The 20,511-nt window shown below is 37.5% G+C and carries 15 protein-coding genes; 6 read left to right on the plus strand and 9 right to left on the minus strand.

Translation table 11 applies throughout. The annotated features are described in order from the left end of the window. Nucleotides 1–18 precede the first annotated feature (18 nt). Entirely contained in the window at nt 19–420 is a 402-nt protein-coding gene (gene uraH / locus TOL5_RS06455) for a hydroxyisourate hydrolase (RefSeq protein ID WP_100885649.1), read from the minus strand. A 471-nt stretch (nt 421–891) separates the two neighbouring features. Between uraH and TOL5_RS06460 the strand changes: the two genes are divergently transcribed. Together TOL5_RS06460 and TOL5_RS06465 are read left to right on the plus strand one after the other, a co-directional pair. Beyond that, on the plus strand, nt 892–1,395 hold the full coding sequence (locus tag TOL5_RS06460; protein WP_004829234.1) for a hypothetical protein: 504 nt from the start codon (nt 892–894) through the stop codon (nt 1,393–1,395). 229 nt (nt 1,396–1,624) lie between these two features. Beyond that, on the plus strand, nt 1,625–2,044 hold the full coding sequence (locus TOL5_RS06465; RefSeq protein ID WP_004829233.1) for a hypothetical protein: 420 nt from the start codon (nt 1,625–1,627) through the stop codon (nt 2,042–2,044). A gap of 63 nt (nt 2,045–2,107) precedes the next feature. Here TOL5_RS06465 and lipA read toward each other — a convergent pair whose 3' ends face one another. After that, complete coding sequence (lipA, locus tag TOL5_RS06470; RefSeq protein ID WP_221260681.1) at nt 2,108–3,121, minus strand: lipoyl synthase; 1,014 nt, start codon at nt 3,119–3,121, stop codon at nt 2,108–2,110. A 200-nt stretch (nt 3,122–3,321) separates the two neighbouring features. Here lipA and sthA point away from each other — a divergent pair, with 200 nt between their 5' ends. Then, entirely contained in the window at nt 3,322–4,737 is a 1,416-nt protein-coding gene (sthA, locus tag TOL5_RS06475) for a Si-specific NAD(P)(+) transhydrogenase (RefSeq protein WP_004829228.1), read from the plus strand. Nucleotides 4,738–4,841: 104 nt separating this feature from the next. Here the strand turns inward: sthA and mgtA are convergent, their stop codons facing one another. After that, entirely contained in the window at nt 4,842–7,598 is a 2,757-nt protein-coding gene (mgtA, locus tag TOL5_RS06480; protein ID WP_221260682.1) for a magnesium-translocating P-type ATPase, read from the minus strand. A 106-nt stretch (nt 7,599–7,704) separates the two neighbouring features. Next, nucleotides 7,705–8,400, minus strand: coding sequence for a hypothetical protein (locus TOL5_RS06485; protein ID WP_121774742.1), 696 nt, complete (start codon nt 8,398–8,400; stop codon nt 7,705–7,707). Between the two features lie 555 nt (nt 8,401–8,955). On the opposite strand from TOL5_RS06485, the gene TOL5_RS06490 reads away from it, so the two are divergent. From TOL5_RS06490 to TOL5_RS06500, 3 genes are all read left to right on the plus strand, one after another. Next, nucleotides 8,956–10,023, plus strand: coding sequence for a 4-phosphoerythronate dehydrogenase (locus TOL5_RS06490; protein WP_121774743.1), 1,068 nt, complete (start codon nt 8,956–8,958; stop codon nt 10,021–10,023). Further along, nucleotides 10,020–10,994: an EF-P lysine aminoacylase EpmA gene (gene epmA, locus TOL5_RS06495; RefSeq protein ID WP_058968814.1), complete on the plus strand. Its 975-nt coding sequence runs from the start codon at nt 10,020–10,022 to the stop codon at nt 10,992–10,994. Before TOL5_RS06490 ends, epmA begins: the two co-directional genes overlap by 4 nt. A gap of 88 nt (nt 10,995–11,082) precedes the next feature. Beyond that, on the plus strand, nt 11,083–12,390 hold the full coding sequence (locus TOL5_RS06500) for a hypothetical protein (protein ID WP_058968817.1): 1,308 nt from the start codon (nt 11,083–11,085) through the stop codon (nt 12,388–12,390). A gap of 144 nt (nt 12,391–12,534) precedes the next feature. Here TOL5_RS06500 and TOL5_RS06505 read toward each other — a convergent pair whose 3' ends face one another. The 5 genes from TOL5_RS06505 to TOL5_RS06525 form a co-directional block, all read right to left on the minus strand. After that, nucleotides 12,535–12,969 carry a hypothetical protein gene (locus TOL5_RS06505; protein WP_121774744.1) on the minus strand — a complete coding sequence of 145 codons (435 nt, stop codon included), beginning with the start codon at nt 12,967–12,969 and terminating at the stop codon, nt 12,535–12,537. 70 nt (nt 12,970–13,039) lie between these two features. Then, nucleotides 13,040–14,278 carry a multifunctional CCA addition/repair protein gene (locus TOL5_RS06510; protein WP_121774745.1) on the minus strand — a complete coding sequence of 413 codons (1,239 nt, stop codon included), beginning with the start codon at nt 14,276–14,278 and terminating at the stop codon, nt 13,040–13,042. Nucleotides 14,279–14,386: 108 nt separating this feature from the next. Further along, the gene (locus TOL5_RS06515; protein ID WP_009584199.1) at nt 14,387–16,657 is read right to left on the minus strand and encodes an NADP-dependent malic enzyme; all 2,271 of its coding nucleotides are present in this window, start codon (nt 16,655–16,657) and stop codon (nt 14,387–14,389) included. 137 nt (nt 16,658–16,794) lie between these two features. Beyond that, nucleotides 16,795–19,653, minus strand: a complete 2,859-nt coding sequence (locus TOL5_RS06520; RefSeq protein WP_121774746.1) for an EAL and GGDEF domain-containing protein — start codon at nt 19,651–19,653, stop codon at nt 16,795–16,797. Nucleotides 19,654–19,796: 143 nt separating this feature from the next. Then, nucleotides 19,797–20,510 (minus strand): 16S rRNA (uracil(1498)-N(3))-methyltransferase, encoded by a 714-nt coding sequence (locus tag TOL5_RS06525; protein ID WP_121774747.1) that lies wholly within the window; start codon nt 20,508–20,510, stop codon nt 19,797–19,799. Nucleotide 20,511: the final 1 nt, after the last annotated feature.

The following is a 20,511-nucleotide window of genomic DNA, read 5'->3' on the forward strand; positions in this document are numbered from 1 at the left end:
AGGGTTGATTATTTAAGTTTAATTACCACGATAAGTCGAATAACCATATGGGCTGATGAGTAATGGAATATGATAATGCTCAAGCGTACCATCGATTACAAAAACCACAGGGACTTCAGGAAAAAAGCTTCGTTGGTTCTTTTGTTTAAACCATTCACCTGTTTCAAAAGTAACTTTATAGACACCTTTGTCGAGCACTTTATTTTCAGGGTATAAGGCTAAAATTCTTCCATTGCTGTCAGTAGTGCCTTCATTAATTTTTATCCATTTATCTTTTTGCTGAGCTTCAAGAATGACTTTAACATTGCTTGATGGTAGACCACTTTCAAGATTTAGAACATGCACACTCAATGGATTTTGAGCAAAACAAAGCCCAGAAAAAAAAGTGGCGAACATTGATAAGGTTAGTTTTTTCATCATCATGTTTAGCTTAAATTAAAATCTCTATGTTAAAGTCAATGTACAATTGTGCCGCTAAAAAAATGTAAGATTATATTAACTGTTCAAATTTATTTTGCTTATTTTCTTTTATATCATTTATTAAACAATGATTTAGTTGAAGTTTTTTCATTTATTTAAAACTGTTCTTTTATTCATTTGATCTGCTGATTCAAGGCAAAGTACGATATTTTCTCAATACAAAGCAAATTTTCTCCTGTGTCTAATCATTACTTGGCATCATTTAGATTTTGTTTTGTATAGTAAAAAGAATGAGCAATTCGCTTTTTTGAATTTTCGATGGTATATTCAAATTTTATTGTTTAGTTTTATAAAAATAATATATTAATTAAATTTTACAGTAAATTATCAAACTTATATTGAGACAACGAGTTGGAAAAATAAAAAGTTGTTTGCAATATTTGATTAAATCAGAAAACAAGGAAATACAAAATGGGACAATTTCAGATGTATATTTTGCGTATCGTGCTGTGTTGCAGCCTTTTATTCACGGTATCAGTTACACGAGCAGATAATACCGGAAAACTACAGTTTTTATATACAGCATATTTGGATGTACCAGCACTCATTTCAAATGTGCTCAAGTCTTGCGAGCAATTCGATCCCTCGACCAGAAAAGAGTTGCAGAATATGTATGATGAATGGAATCAAAAACATGGGCGCTATCAAAATGAGTTACAACAACTTTTATTTAAATTTCTCAGTCAGCAGATGGGAACGGAGAAAGCACAGGAGTTGGTGACTTATCTCAAAGTAGAAGTTCAAAAAGAGCTAGGAAGTTTGCATTTTCCTCAGAATCATACATGGAAAGACAATTGGTACTGTACTCAAGGATTACCTGATGACTTAAGAGGTAAAGGTTTAATGCTGGATTATGCAGACTACGTAAAAGAGCTTAAGCAAAATTTGGATCAACTTAAACAGGAAGTAGAATAAGTTATTTTATTGATTTCAAATTTTAACTGATTTTGTCTTGGTGGCAATTCAGTCTTATTCATAAACATGTAAGCACAATTCAAATAAAAACAAATAGGTATTTTTGCTTACTTTTGATTAATAAATGACAACATATTTGTCATTCAACCCCTAAACGACATATTTTAAGATAGATAAATAATAAATTTAATTTTTAAATTTAAAATGAATAATTCACAGGGTTGTATCAATGAAAAAACTTTTCCTAAATACCATCATCATTTCATGTGGTTTAACGGCTGCGCAACTTGGATTTGCAGCAAATTGCACAGGTGCAATCAACAATAATGCGGTGTCGAATTTAACAGTACCCGCAGGTGCAACTTGTACCTTAAATAGTAGTTCTGTCGATGGTAATGTTAATGTACAAAATGGAGCCAGTTTGATTCTCAACAATTCTTCTGTTAGTGGTAGTGTCCAAGCCAATTCCGCCAAAGTGTTGAAGTTAGTCAACTCTTCAGTAGAGGGGGATGTGGCTGCATCTCAAGTTTCAACGACATTGAGCTTAAATAAGTCGATGGTTTCGGGAAATTTACATTGTTCAACATTAACAAAATTACAAAGCAATATGAGCAGTATCGAAGGTAAAACAATTGGAAAATGCCGTTAACAACTGCTGATACTAAAAAAGCACGCTTTAGAGCGTGCTTTTTGGTATATGTTTGAATCAGTTTTAAGCTTCGATCGCTTGGACTGCAATTTTCTTAGCAGGATCTACTTTACGACGAACTTGTGGAACAGGCTCTCCATAATATTGACGATCAGCAAAATAACTTGAACGAACCATCGGTGCTGCCCAAATATTTCTAAAACCTAGTTTTTGCCCATGCGCAGTATAACGTTCAAACTCTTCTGGCGTTACAAAACGATCAATTGGGGCATGTTCTTTTGATGGCTGTAAATATTGTCCAATAGTGACATAGTCAACACCATGAGCATGCAAGTCATCTAACAATGCAATCACTTCGTCTTCAGTTTCACCAATACCAACCATTAGACCACATTTGGTAGGGACATCAGGACAGTATTCTTTAAACATTTTCAATAGATTTAAAGAGTGCTGATAATCTGAACCTGGACGCATCGCCTTATATAAACGAGGTACTGTTTCAATGTTGTGGTTAAACACGTCAGGCGGACATTCAGTCATGATACGCAATGCAATGTCCATACGACCATGGAAGTCAGGCACTAAAATTTCCAGTAAAGTTTTTGGACTAAGCGCACGAGCTTCTTTAATACAGTCTACAAAATGCTGAGCTCCACCATCCAATAGATCATCACGGTCTACTGAAGTGATCACAGCATATTTCAAACCTAAGTTTGCAATCGTTTCAGCCATATGACGTGGTTCATCTGGGTCAAGCGCATTTGGTCGACCATGTGCAACATCACAGAAAGGGCAACGACGGGTACAGATATCACCCATAATCATAAAGGTTGCAGTACCACCACCAAAACACTCAGGAAGGTTTGGACAAGCAGCTTCTTCACAGACCGTATGTAATTTTTGCGCACGTAATGTGGTTTTGATACGTTGAACTTCATCAGGTGCAGCCATTTTCACACGAATCCAATCTGGCTTTCGTGGTGCTTCAACCGTGGGAATAACTTTTACAGGTATACGAGCAACTTTTTCCGCGCCACGTAATTTGACACCCTGTTCTGGTTTACGGTTCTCTGACATATTCAACTTTTCCACTGTTTTCTACGGGGGAGATAAACCATTATAGCGGAAATGCAAAACGATAGGGCAAAAACACTATTCATATACTAAATGTCGTTATCACAGAATATATGCATGTGAAATACAGAAAATTGTTTCGGTTTAGTTCATAATATCGCATGAGAAAAGATATAGACTGAATTTACTATAAGGAGCTTTGAATGCCACGTAAGAAAGAAGTCGTTAGTGGGAATTTTGTGAAATACGATGCAGTCGTACTTGGCTCTGGTCCTGCTGGTGAAGGCGCGGCAATGAAGCTTGCTAAATCGGGTAAGCGTGTTGCAATTGTAGATATTCGTGAGCAATTGGGTGGTAACTGTACGCATGTCGGTACTATTCCAAGTAAAGCTTTGCGTCAAACAGTTTCAAGTATTATCCGTTACCAACGTGATCCAATGTTTAAAAAAGTGGGGGATTGGAAACAATTCACCATGAAACAAGTATTGCGTAATGCACATAAAGTGATTCAACAGCAAGTTGATACACATTCACGTTTTTATGACCGTAATAATATTGATGTTTTTCATGGTCGTGCATATATCCAAGATAAAAATACCGTCATTATTTTTAGTGAAGATGGTATAAAAGAAACTTTGGGCTTCAAGCAACTCGTTGTTGCGACTGGTAGCCGACCGTATCATCCACAAGGTTTAGACTTTAATCATCCACGTGTATTTGATTCGGATAAAATTTTAGATCTCGATTTCACTATTCATAAAATTATTATCTATGGTGCAGGTGTTATCGGCTGTGAATATGCGTCTATTTTCATTGGCTTGGACCATAAAGTTGATTTGATTAATACTCAACATCAACTCTTAAGCTATTTAGATGACGAAATTGCAGATGCATTGTCATATCACTTACGTGAACAAGGGGTGTTGATCCGCCATAATGAACAAATTGATCATTTAGAGACTTTTGATGATCATGTTGTGCTTTATTTACAAAGTGGTAAGAAGATTAAAGCAGATGCCATTCTTTGGTGTAATGGTCGTTCAGGAAATACGGATGGCATGGGACTTGAAAACGTCGGTCTTACGCCAAACAGTCGCGGTCAACTTGCAGTCAACGATCAATATCAAACAGAAGTTGAAAATGTGTATGCTGCGGGTGATGTGGTAGGTTGGCCATCGCTTGCTTCGGCTGCATATGACCAAGGTCGTTGCGCAGGATCGAACATGGCTGGTGAAAAAGATGTCAAGCCTGTAAAAGATATCCCAACAGGAATCTACACGATTCCAGAAATTTCTTTCTTTGGTAAAACTGAAAGTCAGTTGACTGAGGAAAAAATTCCATATGAAGTGGGTCAAGCATCTTTCCGTCATTTGGCTCGTGCGCAAATTACGGGTGACACAGTGGGTGAACTTAAAATTTTATTCCATCGTGATACCTTGGAATTGTTAGGTGTCCATTGTTTCGGTAACAATGCTGCTGAAATTATTCATATTGGGCAAGCTGTGATGCAAAGCGGTAACAACACCATTAAGTATTTTGTTGAAACCACCTTCAACTATCCGACCATGGCGGAAGCTTATCGTGTTGCGACCTTGAATGGTATGAACCGATTATTTTAGTCAAAGCGGTTCATGTAAGTAAGTACTAGCACGATCATCGAATAAAAACGAAAGCCTTTCTCTTGAATAAGGGAAAGGCTTGTTAGTTTCAATGACGCTGGTTTTTATTGCCAACCATAACGGCGGATGTACATTGTTTTAACCCACTGTGTCAGACACATATAGGCAATTAAAATAAATGGCAAGTAGAAGAAATAACTCAGCGGTAATGCTTCCAGTTTTAAATAACTCGCCAATGGTCCCATAGGTAAGAATATACCAATACACATAATGATTGCGGTCATGACCAATAAAGGCGTTGCGGCACGGCTTTGAAAGAATGGTACTTTGGCTGTGCGAATCATATGTACGATCAGTGTTTGAGTGAGTAGTCCCACCACGAACCAGCCTGATTGGAATAAGGTTTGTTGTGCTGGCGTATTTGCTGAAAAAACAAACCACATTAAGGCAAAGGTTAAAATATCAAAAATTGAGCTGATTGGTCCAAACACAATCATAAAACGACCAACTTCACCCGGCTGCCAACGTTGTGGTTGAGCAATTAATTCTTCATCCACATGGTCAAATGGAATAGCGATCTGAGAAATATCGTAAAGTAGATTTTGAATCAATAGGTGAATGGGCAACATTGGTAAGAAAGGAATAAAGGCACTGGCAACCAATACTGAAAATACATTACCAAAATTGGAGCTTGCGGTCATTTTGATATACTTCAGCATATTGGCAAAAGTTCTACGACCTTCAATCACACCGTTTTCCAAGACCATCAAGCTTTTTTCGAGCAAAATTAAATCTGCGGATTCTTTGGCAATATCCACGGCTGTATCAACCGAAATCCCAATATCTGCAGCGCGAATTGCTACCGCATCGTTGATTCCATCGCCCAAGAAGCCGACCACATGCCCATTGGCTTTGAGTTGTTCAACAATACGTTCTTTATGAGCAGGACTAAGTTTTGCGAAGATACCATAGTGCTCAACGGCTTCTTTCAATTGTTTATCTGACAGTGTTTCAATAATTCCACCAAGTAAGATACGTTCACACTGAATACCAATTTCACGACATACTTTCTGTGTGACAAATTCATTATCTCCAGTCAGTACTTTGACAGTGACGCCATGCGCATGCAGGCTTTTTACAGCAGCCGTGGCTGATTCTTTCGGCGGATCTAAAAAGGCAACATAACCAATTAAAATCAAATCACTTTCATCGGCAACAGAAAAAACTTCTTGGTCAATTGAACATTCACGATAAGCCACAGCTACGACACGTAAACCATCTTGGTTATAACGTTGAGTCAGTGTTTCGATAGCCGTTTGCTTTTGTAGGGTTAAGGCTTCTACTTTGCCATCAATTTCAACATAACGGCAAACTTTGAGCATTTCCTCAACTGCGCCTTTGGTGATCATGCGGACTTTGTCTTGAGGGGTTTTGACTACCACTGACATGCGTCGACGATCAAAATCAAAAGGTACTTCATCTATTTTTTTATAACGTAACTTTTGTGTTTTGATCTCTGGGTCAACAGCGTCTAATACTGCAACATCAAGTAGATTTTTCAAACCAGTTTGATAATAACTGTTTAAAAATGCCTGCATTAAAACATAGTGTGAAGTTTGACCGTGTATATCGACATGTTGTGATAGAAAGATTTTGTCCTGAGTTAAGGTTCCGGTCTTATCCGTACATAACACATCCATTGCGCCAAAGTTCTGAATGGCGTCCAGACGTTTAACAATGACTTTCTTTTTAGATAAAAATACTGCACCTTTTGCTAAAGTTGAAGTGACAATCATCGGCAACATTTCTGGTGTTAAGCCGACAGCTACTGAAAGTGCGAATAAAAAAGCTTCTGTCCAATCACCTTTAGTGAATCCATTGATAAATAGCACAACAGGTACCATGACTAGCATAAAGCGAATCAGTAACCAGCTGACTTTGTTGACCCCCATTTGAAAAGCGGTTGTACCACGATCTGTTGCCGTTACACGATGAGCCAAAGCACCAAAATAAGTCTGTATTCCTGTGCTCACCACTATGGCATGTGCTGAACCTGAAACCACATTGGTTCCCATAAATACAATATTTTCTAGCTCCAAAGCATTGCTTTGCTCTAGATTTGACTGCACAGAGAATTTTTCTACAGGCATCGATTCGCCTGTCATGGCTGCTTGCGAGACAAATAGATCTTTAGCAGAAAGTATGCGGCAATCAGCAGGAATCATGTCTCCAGCGGAAAGTAGAATAATATCACCAGGAACCAGATATTGAATTGGCATTTCAAATTGGGAATTTTTTTGATGTTTAACATCAATTCCATAGCGTTGTTGCATCAGGACAAGATCGTCATAACTCAGCTGATCTCTTAAAACTGTTGCGGTATTACTCACCATCGCTTTTAAGGCATCGGCGGCTTGGCTGGATTTAGATTCCTGCCAGTAGCGAAGTAGGGTGGAAAGAATCACCATGACACTGATAATACATGTGCCTGTCAAATCATCCGTAAGAAATGCCACCAGCGCTAAAAGACTTAATAAAATATTGAAAGGATTGCGATAGCAATACCAAAGGTGTTGCCACCACATCAATGGCTTTTCATGGGAGACTTCATTTAAGCCGATAACCTTTTGTTGGGCATTTGCTTGTTGTTCGGTTAAGCCTGCTTCTAAACTGTTAAATTTGTGGAGCAGTTGCGCAGAGTCAAGTTTCGCAGCCTTCACTAATCGGGTAGATAATGTTTTGCTGATTTCTTGTGCATAACTGGATTGATGCAATTCTTTAAAAGATTGACTGCGCCCAAAGAAACGCATGAGGTGAAATCTTTTGAGAAAGGTTGTAAATAGCTTGTGCCAGAGTTTCATATCGAAGTCCTCTTTTTTTAGGCGTGCAAAGTCTCTGACCTTATTGTTAAAATAAAGCCGATTTAAAAAATATTTTATAAAATTAAGGGGTTAATTAAGCTTGTAATTAAGGTGTATAACTTAATCCAAGTCCAAACCATCGCTGTCGGAAAGCATTGAAACGATCACCGAAAGTAGCTTCAAGTGTTATGATATTTGGGATCAGGCTATAGTGCACAGCGGTCTGAAAGAAGGGCGCATCACGATCTTGATTATAAGTTTCTGCACTTAACGCCCAACGATCGTTAAGCGAATAATGCGTTGCAATTCCCCAACGAATTAAACGTGAATGATCAGGCGCATATTGGTAACCCAAGTTGGTATCAAGTTCTAAACGCGGAGCTAAATTAAAACTCATCGGTAGATTGAGAAACCAATCGAGATCAGAAGAATGCTGAGACTGTTCGTCTTGTGACAGCATCAGACTACTTGCAATTCCCCAGAACTGATTCATAGGTTTTAATACAGTTTTTGCTTGAGCTGAAAAACCATGGACATTATCAACATCTTTCGATGCATGATATCCTACTGAAATTTCTAGATTTTCAGAAAAGTTACATGCAGGAGTGACTTGGTATGACCATGTACCTGATGTAATATGTGAATAAGCACTTTCTAATTGGCAGCGGTGTGCTGCAGTAATGGATGCATCGTCAGTATTTAAAAGAGGATCAGCTTTACTCTTTTGAGCAAGCACAATAATCCCACAGAGTAAAAATACACTGATTGCACAATACCATTGAATGGAAGCATGTAAAAACATCGGCTTCTCCCCATTTTTAGGTGAGAAACTAAACGGGTTGTAGTCAACACATTAAATTTTTGCTGATATGTAAAAATTTTATAGGGGGGATTAAAGTATAATTTTTTCAAGGCTATCTCATTGCAAGATAGCCGACCTAATAGGCTATATTGCTCAGTATTCGCTTTGATTTAAAAGATAATTAAACCCGAACCTCGAACAACTTCCCATTTAGGATCTCCATTGAATAAACTCAACGGCATTATAGTGCAAGTGCTTAGATTAACAAGTCCTATTTGATGAATTTTTTATTATAAATTTAAAATTAACAATCAACGCTTTGTAAATAAAGGACTTGGCTGAGTTTTTTATTTTAAAATTGTGGGGCTTCATGATAATCCGATTTAATATTTAGATAATATTTGCATTTATAAGGGCTGAAAATTCTGAATAATGACACTGGATATGGCAGTTTGACTTAAGCGGCATACTTTTTAGAAAATTGATCTATGAACTACATAGTTTTAATAGGTTCAAAGGTTTATCATAGCGACAGCTTAATGTGTGGATAGTGTTATGAAAATTGTTGCAGATGAAAATCTAGCATTTACTGAATATTTCTTTTCAGAATTCGGAGAAATTCATCAAGCAGCAGGGCGCAATCTTAGCCACGACAATGTTAAAGATGCTGATGCTTTATTGATTCGATCGGTCACAAAGGTTAATCAACAATTAATCGCAAATACTGCATTAAAATTTGTAGGAAGTGCGACGATTGGTACAGATCACTTAGATATTGAAGCTTTAGAAAATCATCAAATTACATGGTCGAATGCAGCAGGATGTAATGCACAAGCTGTTGCAGAATACGTCATCACCGCTTTATTACATCTTCATCCAGAATTCTTGGACGCAGGAAAACAGTTTACTTTAGGCATTGTAGGTTTAGGTAATGTGGGAACACGTTTAGCTTACATGGCGCAATTATTGGGCTGGAATGTGATCGGTCATGATCCTTTTGTGCAACATGGCAGCATTAGACAAGTTGTACTTGAAGAATTACTTAAAAATTCCAACGCAGTGACCCTACATGTACCTTTAACACACACAGGGCAACATCCAACACATCATTTAATCAACGCTGAAACATTGTCGAAGATGCATCCAGAAACAATCCTCATTAATTCTGCACGTGGTGCAGTAATTGAAGAAGCGGCATTGATAGCAGATATTTTAACAACACGACGTCAAGTGGTGCTCGATGTATTTGAACATGAGCCTGAAATTTCGCAACGCTTACTTGATTTAATTACTCTCGTAACACCCCATATCGCAGGCTATAGTTTAGAGGGCAAGGCGAGAGGGACACAGATGATCTACGAGGCATTTTGCAAACGATTTGATTACTCAGCACACAAGAAATTTGAATCACAATTGCCTGCTTGTGAACAATATTTCTATGGCAATAGTATTAAACAGACACTGAAAAACTATTTGACTGAAATCTATAATATTCAGCGTGATGATGATAATTTGCGCGATTGTCTAAAAGATGGAAAGGTAGATCAAAAAGCGTTTGATTATCTCCGTAAAAGCTATCCTTTACGCCGTGAATGGTCTGCTCATGGAGGTCCAAAAGCATGATGACTAACTTTAAACCGACTTGTGATCTTCAGGCACTGAAAGTACGTGCAAAATTGTATCAGCAAATTCGTCAGTTTTTTGAACAACGGGATGTTTTGGAAGTTGAAACACCTATCTTGTCGCAAGCAGGTGTCACAGATGTTCATTTGGCTTCTATACAAGCTCAACGCCATCTACAAGGTAAAAAGCTGACGCATTATTTGCAGACTTCTCCTGAATTTGCGATGAAGCGTTTATTAGCAAGTGGCAGCGGGGCAATTTATCAAATATGTAAAGTATTCCGAGATGATGAGCATGGTCGCAAGCACAACAGTGAATTTACCATGTTGGAATGGTATCGTCCGCACTTTAGTTTAAAAGACTTGATGTTTGAAGTGACAGATCTATTAAATGTTGTTTTGGCTGAACGTTTTGGTGATGTTCGTCCAACAGTCTTGAGTTATAAACACGCATTTATTGATCGTTTAGATTTAAATCCGCTTAAGGCTACTTTGTCAGAACTTAAAGATGCAGCCCACCGAGTCGGGATAAATCTGGATTTGGGTGATGACCGTTTGGCATATATTGATTTGTTATTTTCACATATGGTTGAACCGAGTTTAGGCTTTGATACACCTGTATTTTTAACTGATTTCCCACCAGAATTGGCATCATTGGCGAAAACTAAAATTGATGAAGATGGTGAGTTAGTTGCTGCACGTTTTGAGCTTTATATCGAGGGACTTGAGCTTGCCAATGCCTATGATGAATTGATAGATGCAGCAGTTTTACGTAGTCGTTTTCAAGCGGATAATGCTGAGCGTGAAAAACTTGGTTTACATGTCATGCCTATCGATGAGTATTTATTGACGGCTTTGCCGAATATGTCGGAATGTGCAGGGATCGCTTTAGGAATCGATCGTCTATTGATGGTGGTGATGAACCAAATGAAGCTGGAAAAGGTGATTACATTTCCTGCGGATGTGTCTTAAAACATCATTTTCACCTATTATTCATATAGTCGGATAATAGGTGAATATATTGAATAAACATACTCGTTTTACGAGGAATAATAAGAATATGAATGATATAGAAATTTTATACAAATCCTTAAATGAGCGAAGACGACCAGAAGATATTGCTGAAATTATCAGAAAGTTGATTGGATCAGATTTAAATGCGCATGAACGTCAAATATTAGAAAGGGCGGCACGTTATGCACTCGTGCGTAAAAGTATTGCTTATACTTCAATGCCTGAACACTTTAGAGTTATCGTAGGCGCACAAAAGCAAGTAAATACGGCAAATACACTTTTTCATTTTCAGCCAATGGCTGAATTGGACTATTGTAAAACAGACGATATTAACCCTCTTTTACAGCAGATCGAAGCAACATTATTTAAAAAAGTCGGACACAATGATTTTGTTCAAGACAGGCTTAACAAAAATGAGCGCGATCATAGGCAGTTACAATTATCTAAGCGGCAATATAATAAAAAATGGCGTTTAGCTAAACGTATAGAAAAAAAGCAACAGACGATTCAAAAAGAACTGCAAAAGCTGGAATATGAGAAAATTGCTAAGCATGGTTTTGCACATCATTTAGGCTATAACGATTTTATTCAAGATCTCAATTCAGCATGTTTTATTGCATATTATACTGCTCGATGTAACTTACGTAGTGTTTTTACAAATACTTCACAAGAGCAACCATTTGATGAAATCTGTGAAATGCTTTTAACTCGCTGTAACGATTATCAAACTACCAATTGGTGGGCTATTGCTCAGGTATATATTACCCCTGAGGTGTTAGAAAAATTATCAGAAGTACAAAAAGGAAACTTGTTAGGGAAGTGGACCAGTGCTTTAGAAAATATCGCTCACTTTTTACGAGTACTTTGGCAAAATAATGATATTGACCGGCAAACCATGATCGTAAAGCGAGGCAATGATTCTTCAACTTGGAATCACGCAGCAGGTGCTTGGAATAAAGCACGAGATCAATGGATGCAATTGATTTATGCACTTGGGTTGGACTCAATTTTGGATGAGATCTGTTTTGGTAAAGTATTACGCCTTATGGCAGCAGATGTTGCTGCATGGCATTTTCAATCAGGTGGAAAGCTTGACCCAAATACACTGGTTTGGTCTCAATTGCCCTTACCTTGGGAGGTTATACAAGGACAAGCAGTATGTACCAAAACAAATGTGATCAAGCAATGTTTTGCGGTAAGTTTAGACCCCGAAAAATCGGGTTGGATTGCACCAAAGTTACATGGTATTGTAGCATTTAAGCCTACACCTGAATTGGTACATGGAGTAGCAATCAATCATCCTTTTTTAGCCAGTATTTTGAAAAGGTATAAATTTTTTTCTGGTAAATGGTAGGTTAGTTCAGTGGTAGAACGTTCGGCTCTAGGACCGAATGGACGCAGGTTCGAGCCCTGCACCTATCGTCCATTTTTAATGAATTGGTAATTAAATTGCAGCATTTACTTATATAGATAGTAAATAATTTAAGTATATGAAAATTTAATAAATTTTATATTTCTCTAATATGCTCAATAAAAAATTATCTTCTTGTTTCAAAAAAAGCTGGTTTTCAAAGTTGAATGAATACGCGATTAAAATATGATTTAAAGCAGATAAAACATGGTTTAGGGTTAAATATTTTGTTTGAATTAATATTGAAAATGCATTTGAAATTTCATTTAAACTAAACGAGTATTCGTTTTGTCCCATTTCGATATGATCTTTGATTCTGTTTTCAATTTGATCAATGCTGAACAATGGATTTTGAATAAAGTATTCTAAATAATCTGCAACCTCCTCTAAGATATCAAAGGGATAATTACGTTGATAGCGAATTGCATATTGAATCAATGGTTTGCGTAAAACTTCAAAATTTTTTCGTTGTGATGATGTAAGCAATTGAGCAGTTTTTGTTTTAATAATTAAATTCTGCAAGATCAATCCTTTCTTCTTTCTATATTTGAATAACAATCAAAACCTCTCAAATTTCTGAGAGGTTTTTTGCTTAAACCGTATGATGATGACCTAATTGATCTTTTAAATGCGCAATCGCCTCGATGCGTTTTTGAATCAGCATCTCACCAATATCAGCACCTTGAACTTCTGATGGTAAGTCTGAGGCTTTGATGCTACGTACAGTTTTCATCACCTCTAAAAGAAAATGAGCTTGAGGGTATTCACGATCTTCTAAACCTAAACGACCTTTTGCATCACATTCACAGGCTTGAACAAACGCTTCAACACGCTCTGGACGGCGCAATACGTCTAAACGTTGTAGTAAGCGCCATAATGTGCCTGCTTTTAAAGTAAAGGCTTGGTGGCATTTTAAATGCTCTTTACATACAGCAAGGGCAAGTTGTTTGGTTTGAGTTGGTACACGCAAACGATCACACACCGCCGTAACAGGTTGAATACCACGTTCTTCATGCATGATATGCCGTGGTAGCTCATCTTTTGGCGTAAGCGCTTTACCCAGATCATGTACCAGTACAGCAAAGCGCACATCTAAAGCATAATTGGCTTTACATGCTTGTTGCAGAGACATCAGGGTATGAATACCACAGTCAATTTCAGGATGATATTCAGGTCGTTGTGGTACACCAAACAGTGCATCAATTTCAGGGAATAAAACTTTTAAAGCACCACATTCACGTAATACTTCAAAATAAACATCAGCATGATCTTCCAATAATGCACGAGAAGTTTCTTTCCAAACTCGTTCTGGTGTTAAAGCTTGTAACTCACCAGACTCAGCCAATAGGTGCATTAAGCTGATGGTTTCATCAGCGATACGGAAACCATATTGGGCATAACGAGCAGCAAAACGTGCTACACGCAACACACGTAAAGGGTCTTCTGCAAAAGCACTAGAAACATGACGTAAAACTTTATGTTTAAGGTCATCTTGTCCGTGATAAGGGTCATAAACTTGACCAGCATCATCCATTGCCATGGCATTGATGGTGAGATCACGGCGAATCAAATCTTCTTCTAAAGTGACATCGGGATCAGTAAAAAACTCAAAGCCATGATACCCATGTCCTGACTTACGTTCAGTACGTGCGAGCGCATATTCTTCTTTTGTTTCTGGATGTAAAAACACAGGGAAATCTTTTCCCACAGGTTGATAACCTTGGGCAAGAAGTTGTTCTGGTGTAGCACCAACCACAACATAATCTTTTTCGTGATAGGGATGACCGAGTAAATGATCTCTAACGGCACCGCCTACTAAATAAACTTGCATGAAAAAACCTCTATTCTTGATGCCATCATGCAACAGAATAGAGGTTTTCTCAAGTACAGAACTTGAGTTGCTTGACTAAAGTTCTGCAGTATTTACAACTAAGCTGGGTTAGCCTTGAGCTTGTTGAATTTCAGCAACAGTTAAAGCAGTCATATTCACCAAACGACGTGTTGTTGCAGTTGGTGTTAAGATATGAACTGGCTTCGCAGCACCAAGCAAAATAGGACCAATCGTTACATTATTGCCTGATGTAGATTTTAACAAGTTGAATGAAATGTTTGCTGCATCAAGATTTGGCATGATCAACAAGTTTGCAGAACCTTTGAAGCGAGAATTTGGGAATGCAAAATGACGAATATTTTCGTCTAATGCCGCATCTGCGTGCATTTCGCCTTCCACTTCCAACTCTGGTGCAATCTCAGTCAAGATTTCAAACACTTTACGCATTTTCTGTGCGCTTGGATCGTTTTGGTCTGAACCAAAGCTTGAATGCGACAATAAAGCAACACGTGGCGTCATACCGAAACGACGGACTTCTTCAGCAGCTAAAATTGTCATTTCAGCAAGCTGTTCAGCCGTTGGGTTAGTGTTTACATAAGTATCGGCAATGAAAATATTGCGATCTTCAAGCATTAATGCGTTCAGAGTAAAGAATGTGCTACGACCATCTTTTAGACCAATCACATTTTTAACAAAGTCTAAATGAATGTCATAACTTGCATAAGTACCACATAACATACCGTCTGCTAAACCATGACGAACCAACATTGCAGCAATCAGCGTAGAACGACGACGTGACTCACGTTGAGCATACTCAGGCGTTACGCCTTTGCGTTGCATCAAGTTGTAATAGTCATCTGCAAACTTATCGTAATCAGGGTTTTTCTCTTGATCAACGATCGTGATGTTTACACCATGTTCTAGACGTAAGCCCAATTTCTTAATGTTGGTTTCGATGACAGAAGTACGACCCACAAGAATAGGTTGTGCTAAACCTTCATCAACTGCAATTTGTACTGCACGTAATACACGAAGATCTTCACCTTCAGCATAAGCAATACGTTTAGGTGCAGTTTTTGCTTGCGCAAAAATAGGTTTCATCATCAATGCTGAGTTATAGACAAACTCAGATAAACGTTGACGGTAAGCAGAGAAGTCAGCAATTGGACGACTCGCTACGCCTGAGTCCATCGCAGCTTGAGCGACAGCAGGTGCAATTTCCAAAATCAGACGTTGATCAAGTGGACGTGGAATTAAATAATCACGACCAAACGATGCAGATTTTTCACCATAAGATGCAGCATCTGCTTCAACATGTGCCATACGTGCAATTGCATGCACACAAGCAATTTTCATCTCTTCGTTAATTGTTGTTGCACCCACGTCAAGCGCACCACGGAAGATATAAGGGAAGCACAGCGCATTGTTGACTTGGTTTGGATAGTCTGAACGACCTGTCGCCATAATCACATCTGGACGTACTTCATGTGCATGTTCAGGCAAAATTTCAGGATCTGGGTTGGCTAAGGCAAAGATGATAGGATCTGCTGCCATCACTTTAACCATTTCTTTGGTCAAGATACCTGCTGCTGAAAGACCTAAGAACATATCAGCATCTGCAATCACATCTGCGATTTGAGAGCCTTCAATATCTTGTACATAACGCTTTTTCGACTCATCTAAGCCTTCACGTTTTGTGGTTAATAGACCACGTGAGTCTGCCACAATGATGTTTTCTTTTTTCGCACCAATCGCGCAAAGTAAATCTAAACATGAAAGTGCTGCAGCGCCAGCGCCAGAAGCGACAATTTTGATTTCATCAATTTTCTTACCGTTTAATTGTAAGGCATTGAGAAGTGCTGAACCAACAATGATAGAGGTACCGTGTTGATCATCATGGAACACAGGAATTTTCATGCGTTCACGAAGTTTTTGTTCAATATAGAAACATTCTGGTGCTTTAATGTCTTCGAGGTTGATTCCACCAAAAGTAGGTTCTAATGCTGCTACGATATCAACAATTTTATCAGGATCATTTTCAGCAATTTCGATATCGAAAACATCGACACCCGCGAATTTTTTAAATAATACGCCTTTACCTTCCATTACTGGCTTAGATGCCAATGGACCAATGTTACCCAGTCCTAAAACGGCTGTACCATTACTGACCACTGCGACCAAGTTACCACGCGCAGTATAAAGCGCAGCTTTAGAAGGGTCTTTTTCAATTTCTAAACAAGGTGCTGCGACGCCAGGAGAGTAGGCAAGTGCTAGATCATGTTGATTGACCAATTGCTTGCTTGGTGTAACGCTGATTTTTCCTGGTGTTGGAAATTCGTGATAGTAAAGGGCTTGCTGTTTTAAAGATTGATCATCCATCTGAATCTCGATTATTACATGTTCCAGCGAGGCTGGTGGTTTGACTAAATTTGATCGAATATAACATTTGTTGAACAATACCGACAGTCAAAAAGCAGTTATTTCCAACAAAGTTATAGATTTAAAGTCTAAAAAAATTAGCAAATCGTAATTAGCTTATGCTGTTCTAAATATTTTGTACTGTCTACTGAAGAAAGTGCTTTAGAAAAATAGAATCCTTGTAAAATATAGCATCCATGTTTTTCTAAAAATAATGCCTGTTCTTTGGTTTCTACACCTTCAGCAACAAGCGTAATCCCTATGGCATTTCCCATGGCAATAATTGCATTCACAATCGCTTCGTCTTTCTCTTGACCAATTTTTGAAATAAAGGCTTTATCTATTTTTAAAATATCAAATGGATAACTGGTAAGATAGGCGAGGGAAGAATAACCTGTACCGAAATCATCTAAAGAAATTGAAATATGGCGATCTTTCAGTTGTTTTAAAAGTAAATTGACTTGGTCTGATTTTTCAAATAAAGAAGATTCAGTTAATTCAAGTTCAAGCATATCACCAGAAATATTATATTTTTTAAGCGCATAATCAATATCTTCAATCAACTGACCACGATAGATTTGTTGGGCAACAATATTGATGGATACTCTAAAGTGATCAAAGCCAAGAGATTGCCAATACTGAATCTGTTTACAGGTTTCATGCAATACGATCAATCCAATATCAGAAATTAAACTGGTTTCTTCTGCCAGTGGAATAAAAATATCAGGCAAAATATAGCCAAGTGTAGGATGATGCCAACGCACTAAAGCTTCAAAACCATAAATACGTTGTGTTTTAACACAGATTTTAGGTTGATAGTGGACAGTCAACTCTTTATGTTTAATCGCTTTTCGAAGTTCGCTTTCTAAGTTTATACCTTGATTGAGTAAAGGTGTTTTCTTATCAGAATAAAAATAAACTGTATTGCCACCTAAGCGTTTGGCTTCTCTCAAAGCAGATTCTGCGTGACCATTTAAACTATCCAGTTGCAGCCCATGCTCTGGGTACAGGGCAATCCCAATTGAAAGCGTAATGGTTTGTTCTTGTGCATTGATTTCAAATGGCTGTTTAAATGCATCTAAGATGTTTTGTGCATGCTGATGAATATTGATATTACTGTTTAAATTATATATCACAGCAAAATCATCATTGTTCAAATAGGCAATAAGCGAGGCATTGCTACAACATAATCTTAAACGATGTGCCACTCGTTTGAGTAATTCATCACCTTCTTTATGGCTCATGAACTCATTAAACAGTTTAAAACGATCAATGTTAATGCGTAAAACCGCAAAGTTTTTAAATGTACTCGAATAATGGGTTAAATAATGATGAAGTCGTTGCTTGAAATAAAAGCGATTAGGCAGATCGGTGAGAATATCATAATGCTCTAGGTAAGAGAGTCGTTGTTCCTGCTTTTTGCGATCAGTTAAGTCCGTAATAATGCCCACATAGTTTGAAATTTTATTTTTTTCATCATAAATCGCATTAATATGTACCCAAAGCACCAACTTTTTCCCTGATGTGAAATCAATTTGTAATTCTGATTCAAATTCACCATGTTGGACTAAACTTTGGGTAATCACCGTATACATCTTTTGCGTACGTGCATTGTTGTTGAGTGTAATATCAAAGAGATGGCGACCAATCAAATCATTTTCGGTATATGCCAGAAGTTGTTCAAAATAGGGATTCACTTCTAAATAACACAAATTATTGTCTAAAATAAATACACCTTCAGCCACTTGTTCTAAAACATTCGCAGCCAGTTTTAATTTTTCTTGATCTGTTTTTTCTTTTTGAATATTGCGTTGAATACCCACCATTCTTAATGGTTTATTATTAAAGTTCTTTGAAACTACTTTACCAATATCCTGAATCCAGCACCATTGATCATCGCGCTTTACACGATAAATTGCTTCAAAACGTTCAGTCTTGCCTTTGAGATGTTGTTTAAGTAGCGTTTTATAATTTTCAATATCTTCAGGATGAATGAAATCATCTACACTGTTCTGTTTAAGATTTAATTGTCTAAATTCAGCATCACTCTTTGAGTCGGCGATTTCAAAGGTACGTTTCTCTATGTTCCAGACCCATGAATGAATTCCAGCGGTTTCATGTGCAAAGGTAAGATTGGCTTGATGATTCTCAAGACGATCATTCATTTGCTTAAAATCATATGTTCGCTCTTTAACTTTTTGTTCTAATAAATGATTATGCAGTTGCAACTCATTTTTCATGGTTTCAGTTTTGGAGATTTCATTTTTGAGTTGAAGCTGTAAACCTTTTGATTGTTCAAGTTGTTGCTGAGATTGTCTAATCAATACGCGATTTTTCAGATTTAAAATTTCCGAATTTAAGTAAATTTTATGTGAGATATACGCACTGAAAAATAACAATGCGAACCAAACAATAAATACTGTGCTATACACTTCATTGGTATTTTGTGGAAATAGTAATGGAATGCTGAAAACGGGAATCGAAGACGGAACAAACAAAGCGGTGAAATAACTGAATCGTTGATTCAGAAAGTTCATCGCCATGACATAAGAAAAACTCAACAAAAAACTGGATAAAAGAAAAGAATAAAAAGGGTTAAGTGTATCGGGTAATTTGGTCAATTCTAAATTGATAATATAGATGCCAATACCAAAGAGACTGCCTAAAATTAGACTAAAAAATTGAAAAAATACATGCATATGCTTAAAAGATTTTTTTTTCTTTTGATAAAGCATACAGGTTAGAAAAATACAGGTCGACAGGATAAATAAAACAGTGGCAGCAAACCAAGATGTCAGTAAATCGGTATGTGTCTTAAACAAATAAAGATAAATAAAGGCATCACAAATGCACGTAAATAATACCCAAATAAAAAAAATTCGGATATTTTTAACAGTCTTTCTGATGTTCGATGAATTCACATCATATGAAAGAAGCTCTTCCTGAACATCATTCATTAGCTGTTGCACCTCTGCTATTTTTAGAATGCGTAGGTTTAAGGGGAGCAACTATTGAAAATTTGTTAATTAATAGTCTCTTTGCTACTAAAATACTGTGAAATCACCAAATTTGCAATTGCTTTGTGTGATAGAAGTCACTTTTATGGGAAATAATAATTCAAAATAGACAGGGCAACGATAGGTGCAGTCTCGGTTCTTAATACACGTTGACCAATACACCAATTTTTAAAGCCATATTGGTTCGCTGTCAAGATTTCTGCTTCACTGAGTCCACCTTCTGGACCAATCAACAGTGCAAGATTTGAGGATGCATTTGCTAGAACATCGGTTTGCTCTTTTTCAGGAGCAAGAACAAAACGAGTCTCTGGTAATTTACTTTCCAGCCAGCTTTGTAAGCTCAAAGGAGCAAGAATTTCAGGCACAATATTCATCCCACACTGTTCACAAGCAGCAATCGCAATACCTTGCCAATGATCAAGCTTTTTTTGATCGCGGTCATATTTTAAACGCATTTCACAACGCTCAGAAGTCAGTAATTGAATTTTGGATACACCAAGTTCAACTGCTTTCTGTATGGCATAATCCATACGATCACCTTTACTCATGACTTGTCCTAGCAAAGCATTAAAAGCAGGCGTCCGATTATCGGAGTGAAATGATTGCACCGCAACAGAAGCTGACTTTTTAGCAACCTCTGTTAAGCGCACTTCATATTCTCCACCTTGTCCATTGAACAAAGTGGCTTGTTCACCGACTTGTGCACGTAATACCTTAACCCAATGATGAAATACGGTTTCAGTCAGTTCAACTGTCGTATCGACAGCCAGATACGTTTCAATATAAAAGCGAGGCATT

The sequence above is a fragment of the Acinetobacter sp. Tol 5 genome (assembly GCF_019702905.1).
GTDB classification, from domain to species: Bacteria; Pseudomonadota; Gammaproteobacteria; order Pseudomonadales; family Moraxellaceae; genus Acinetobacter; species Acinetobacter bereziniae.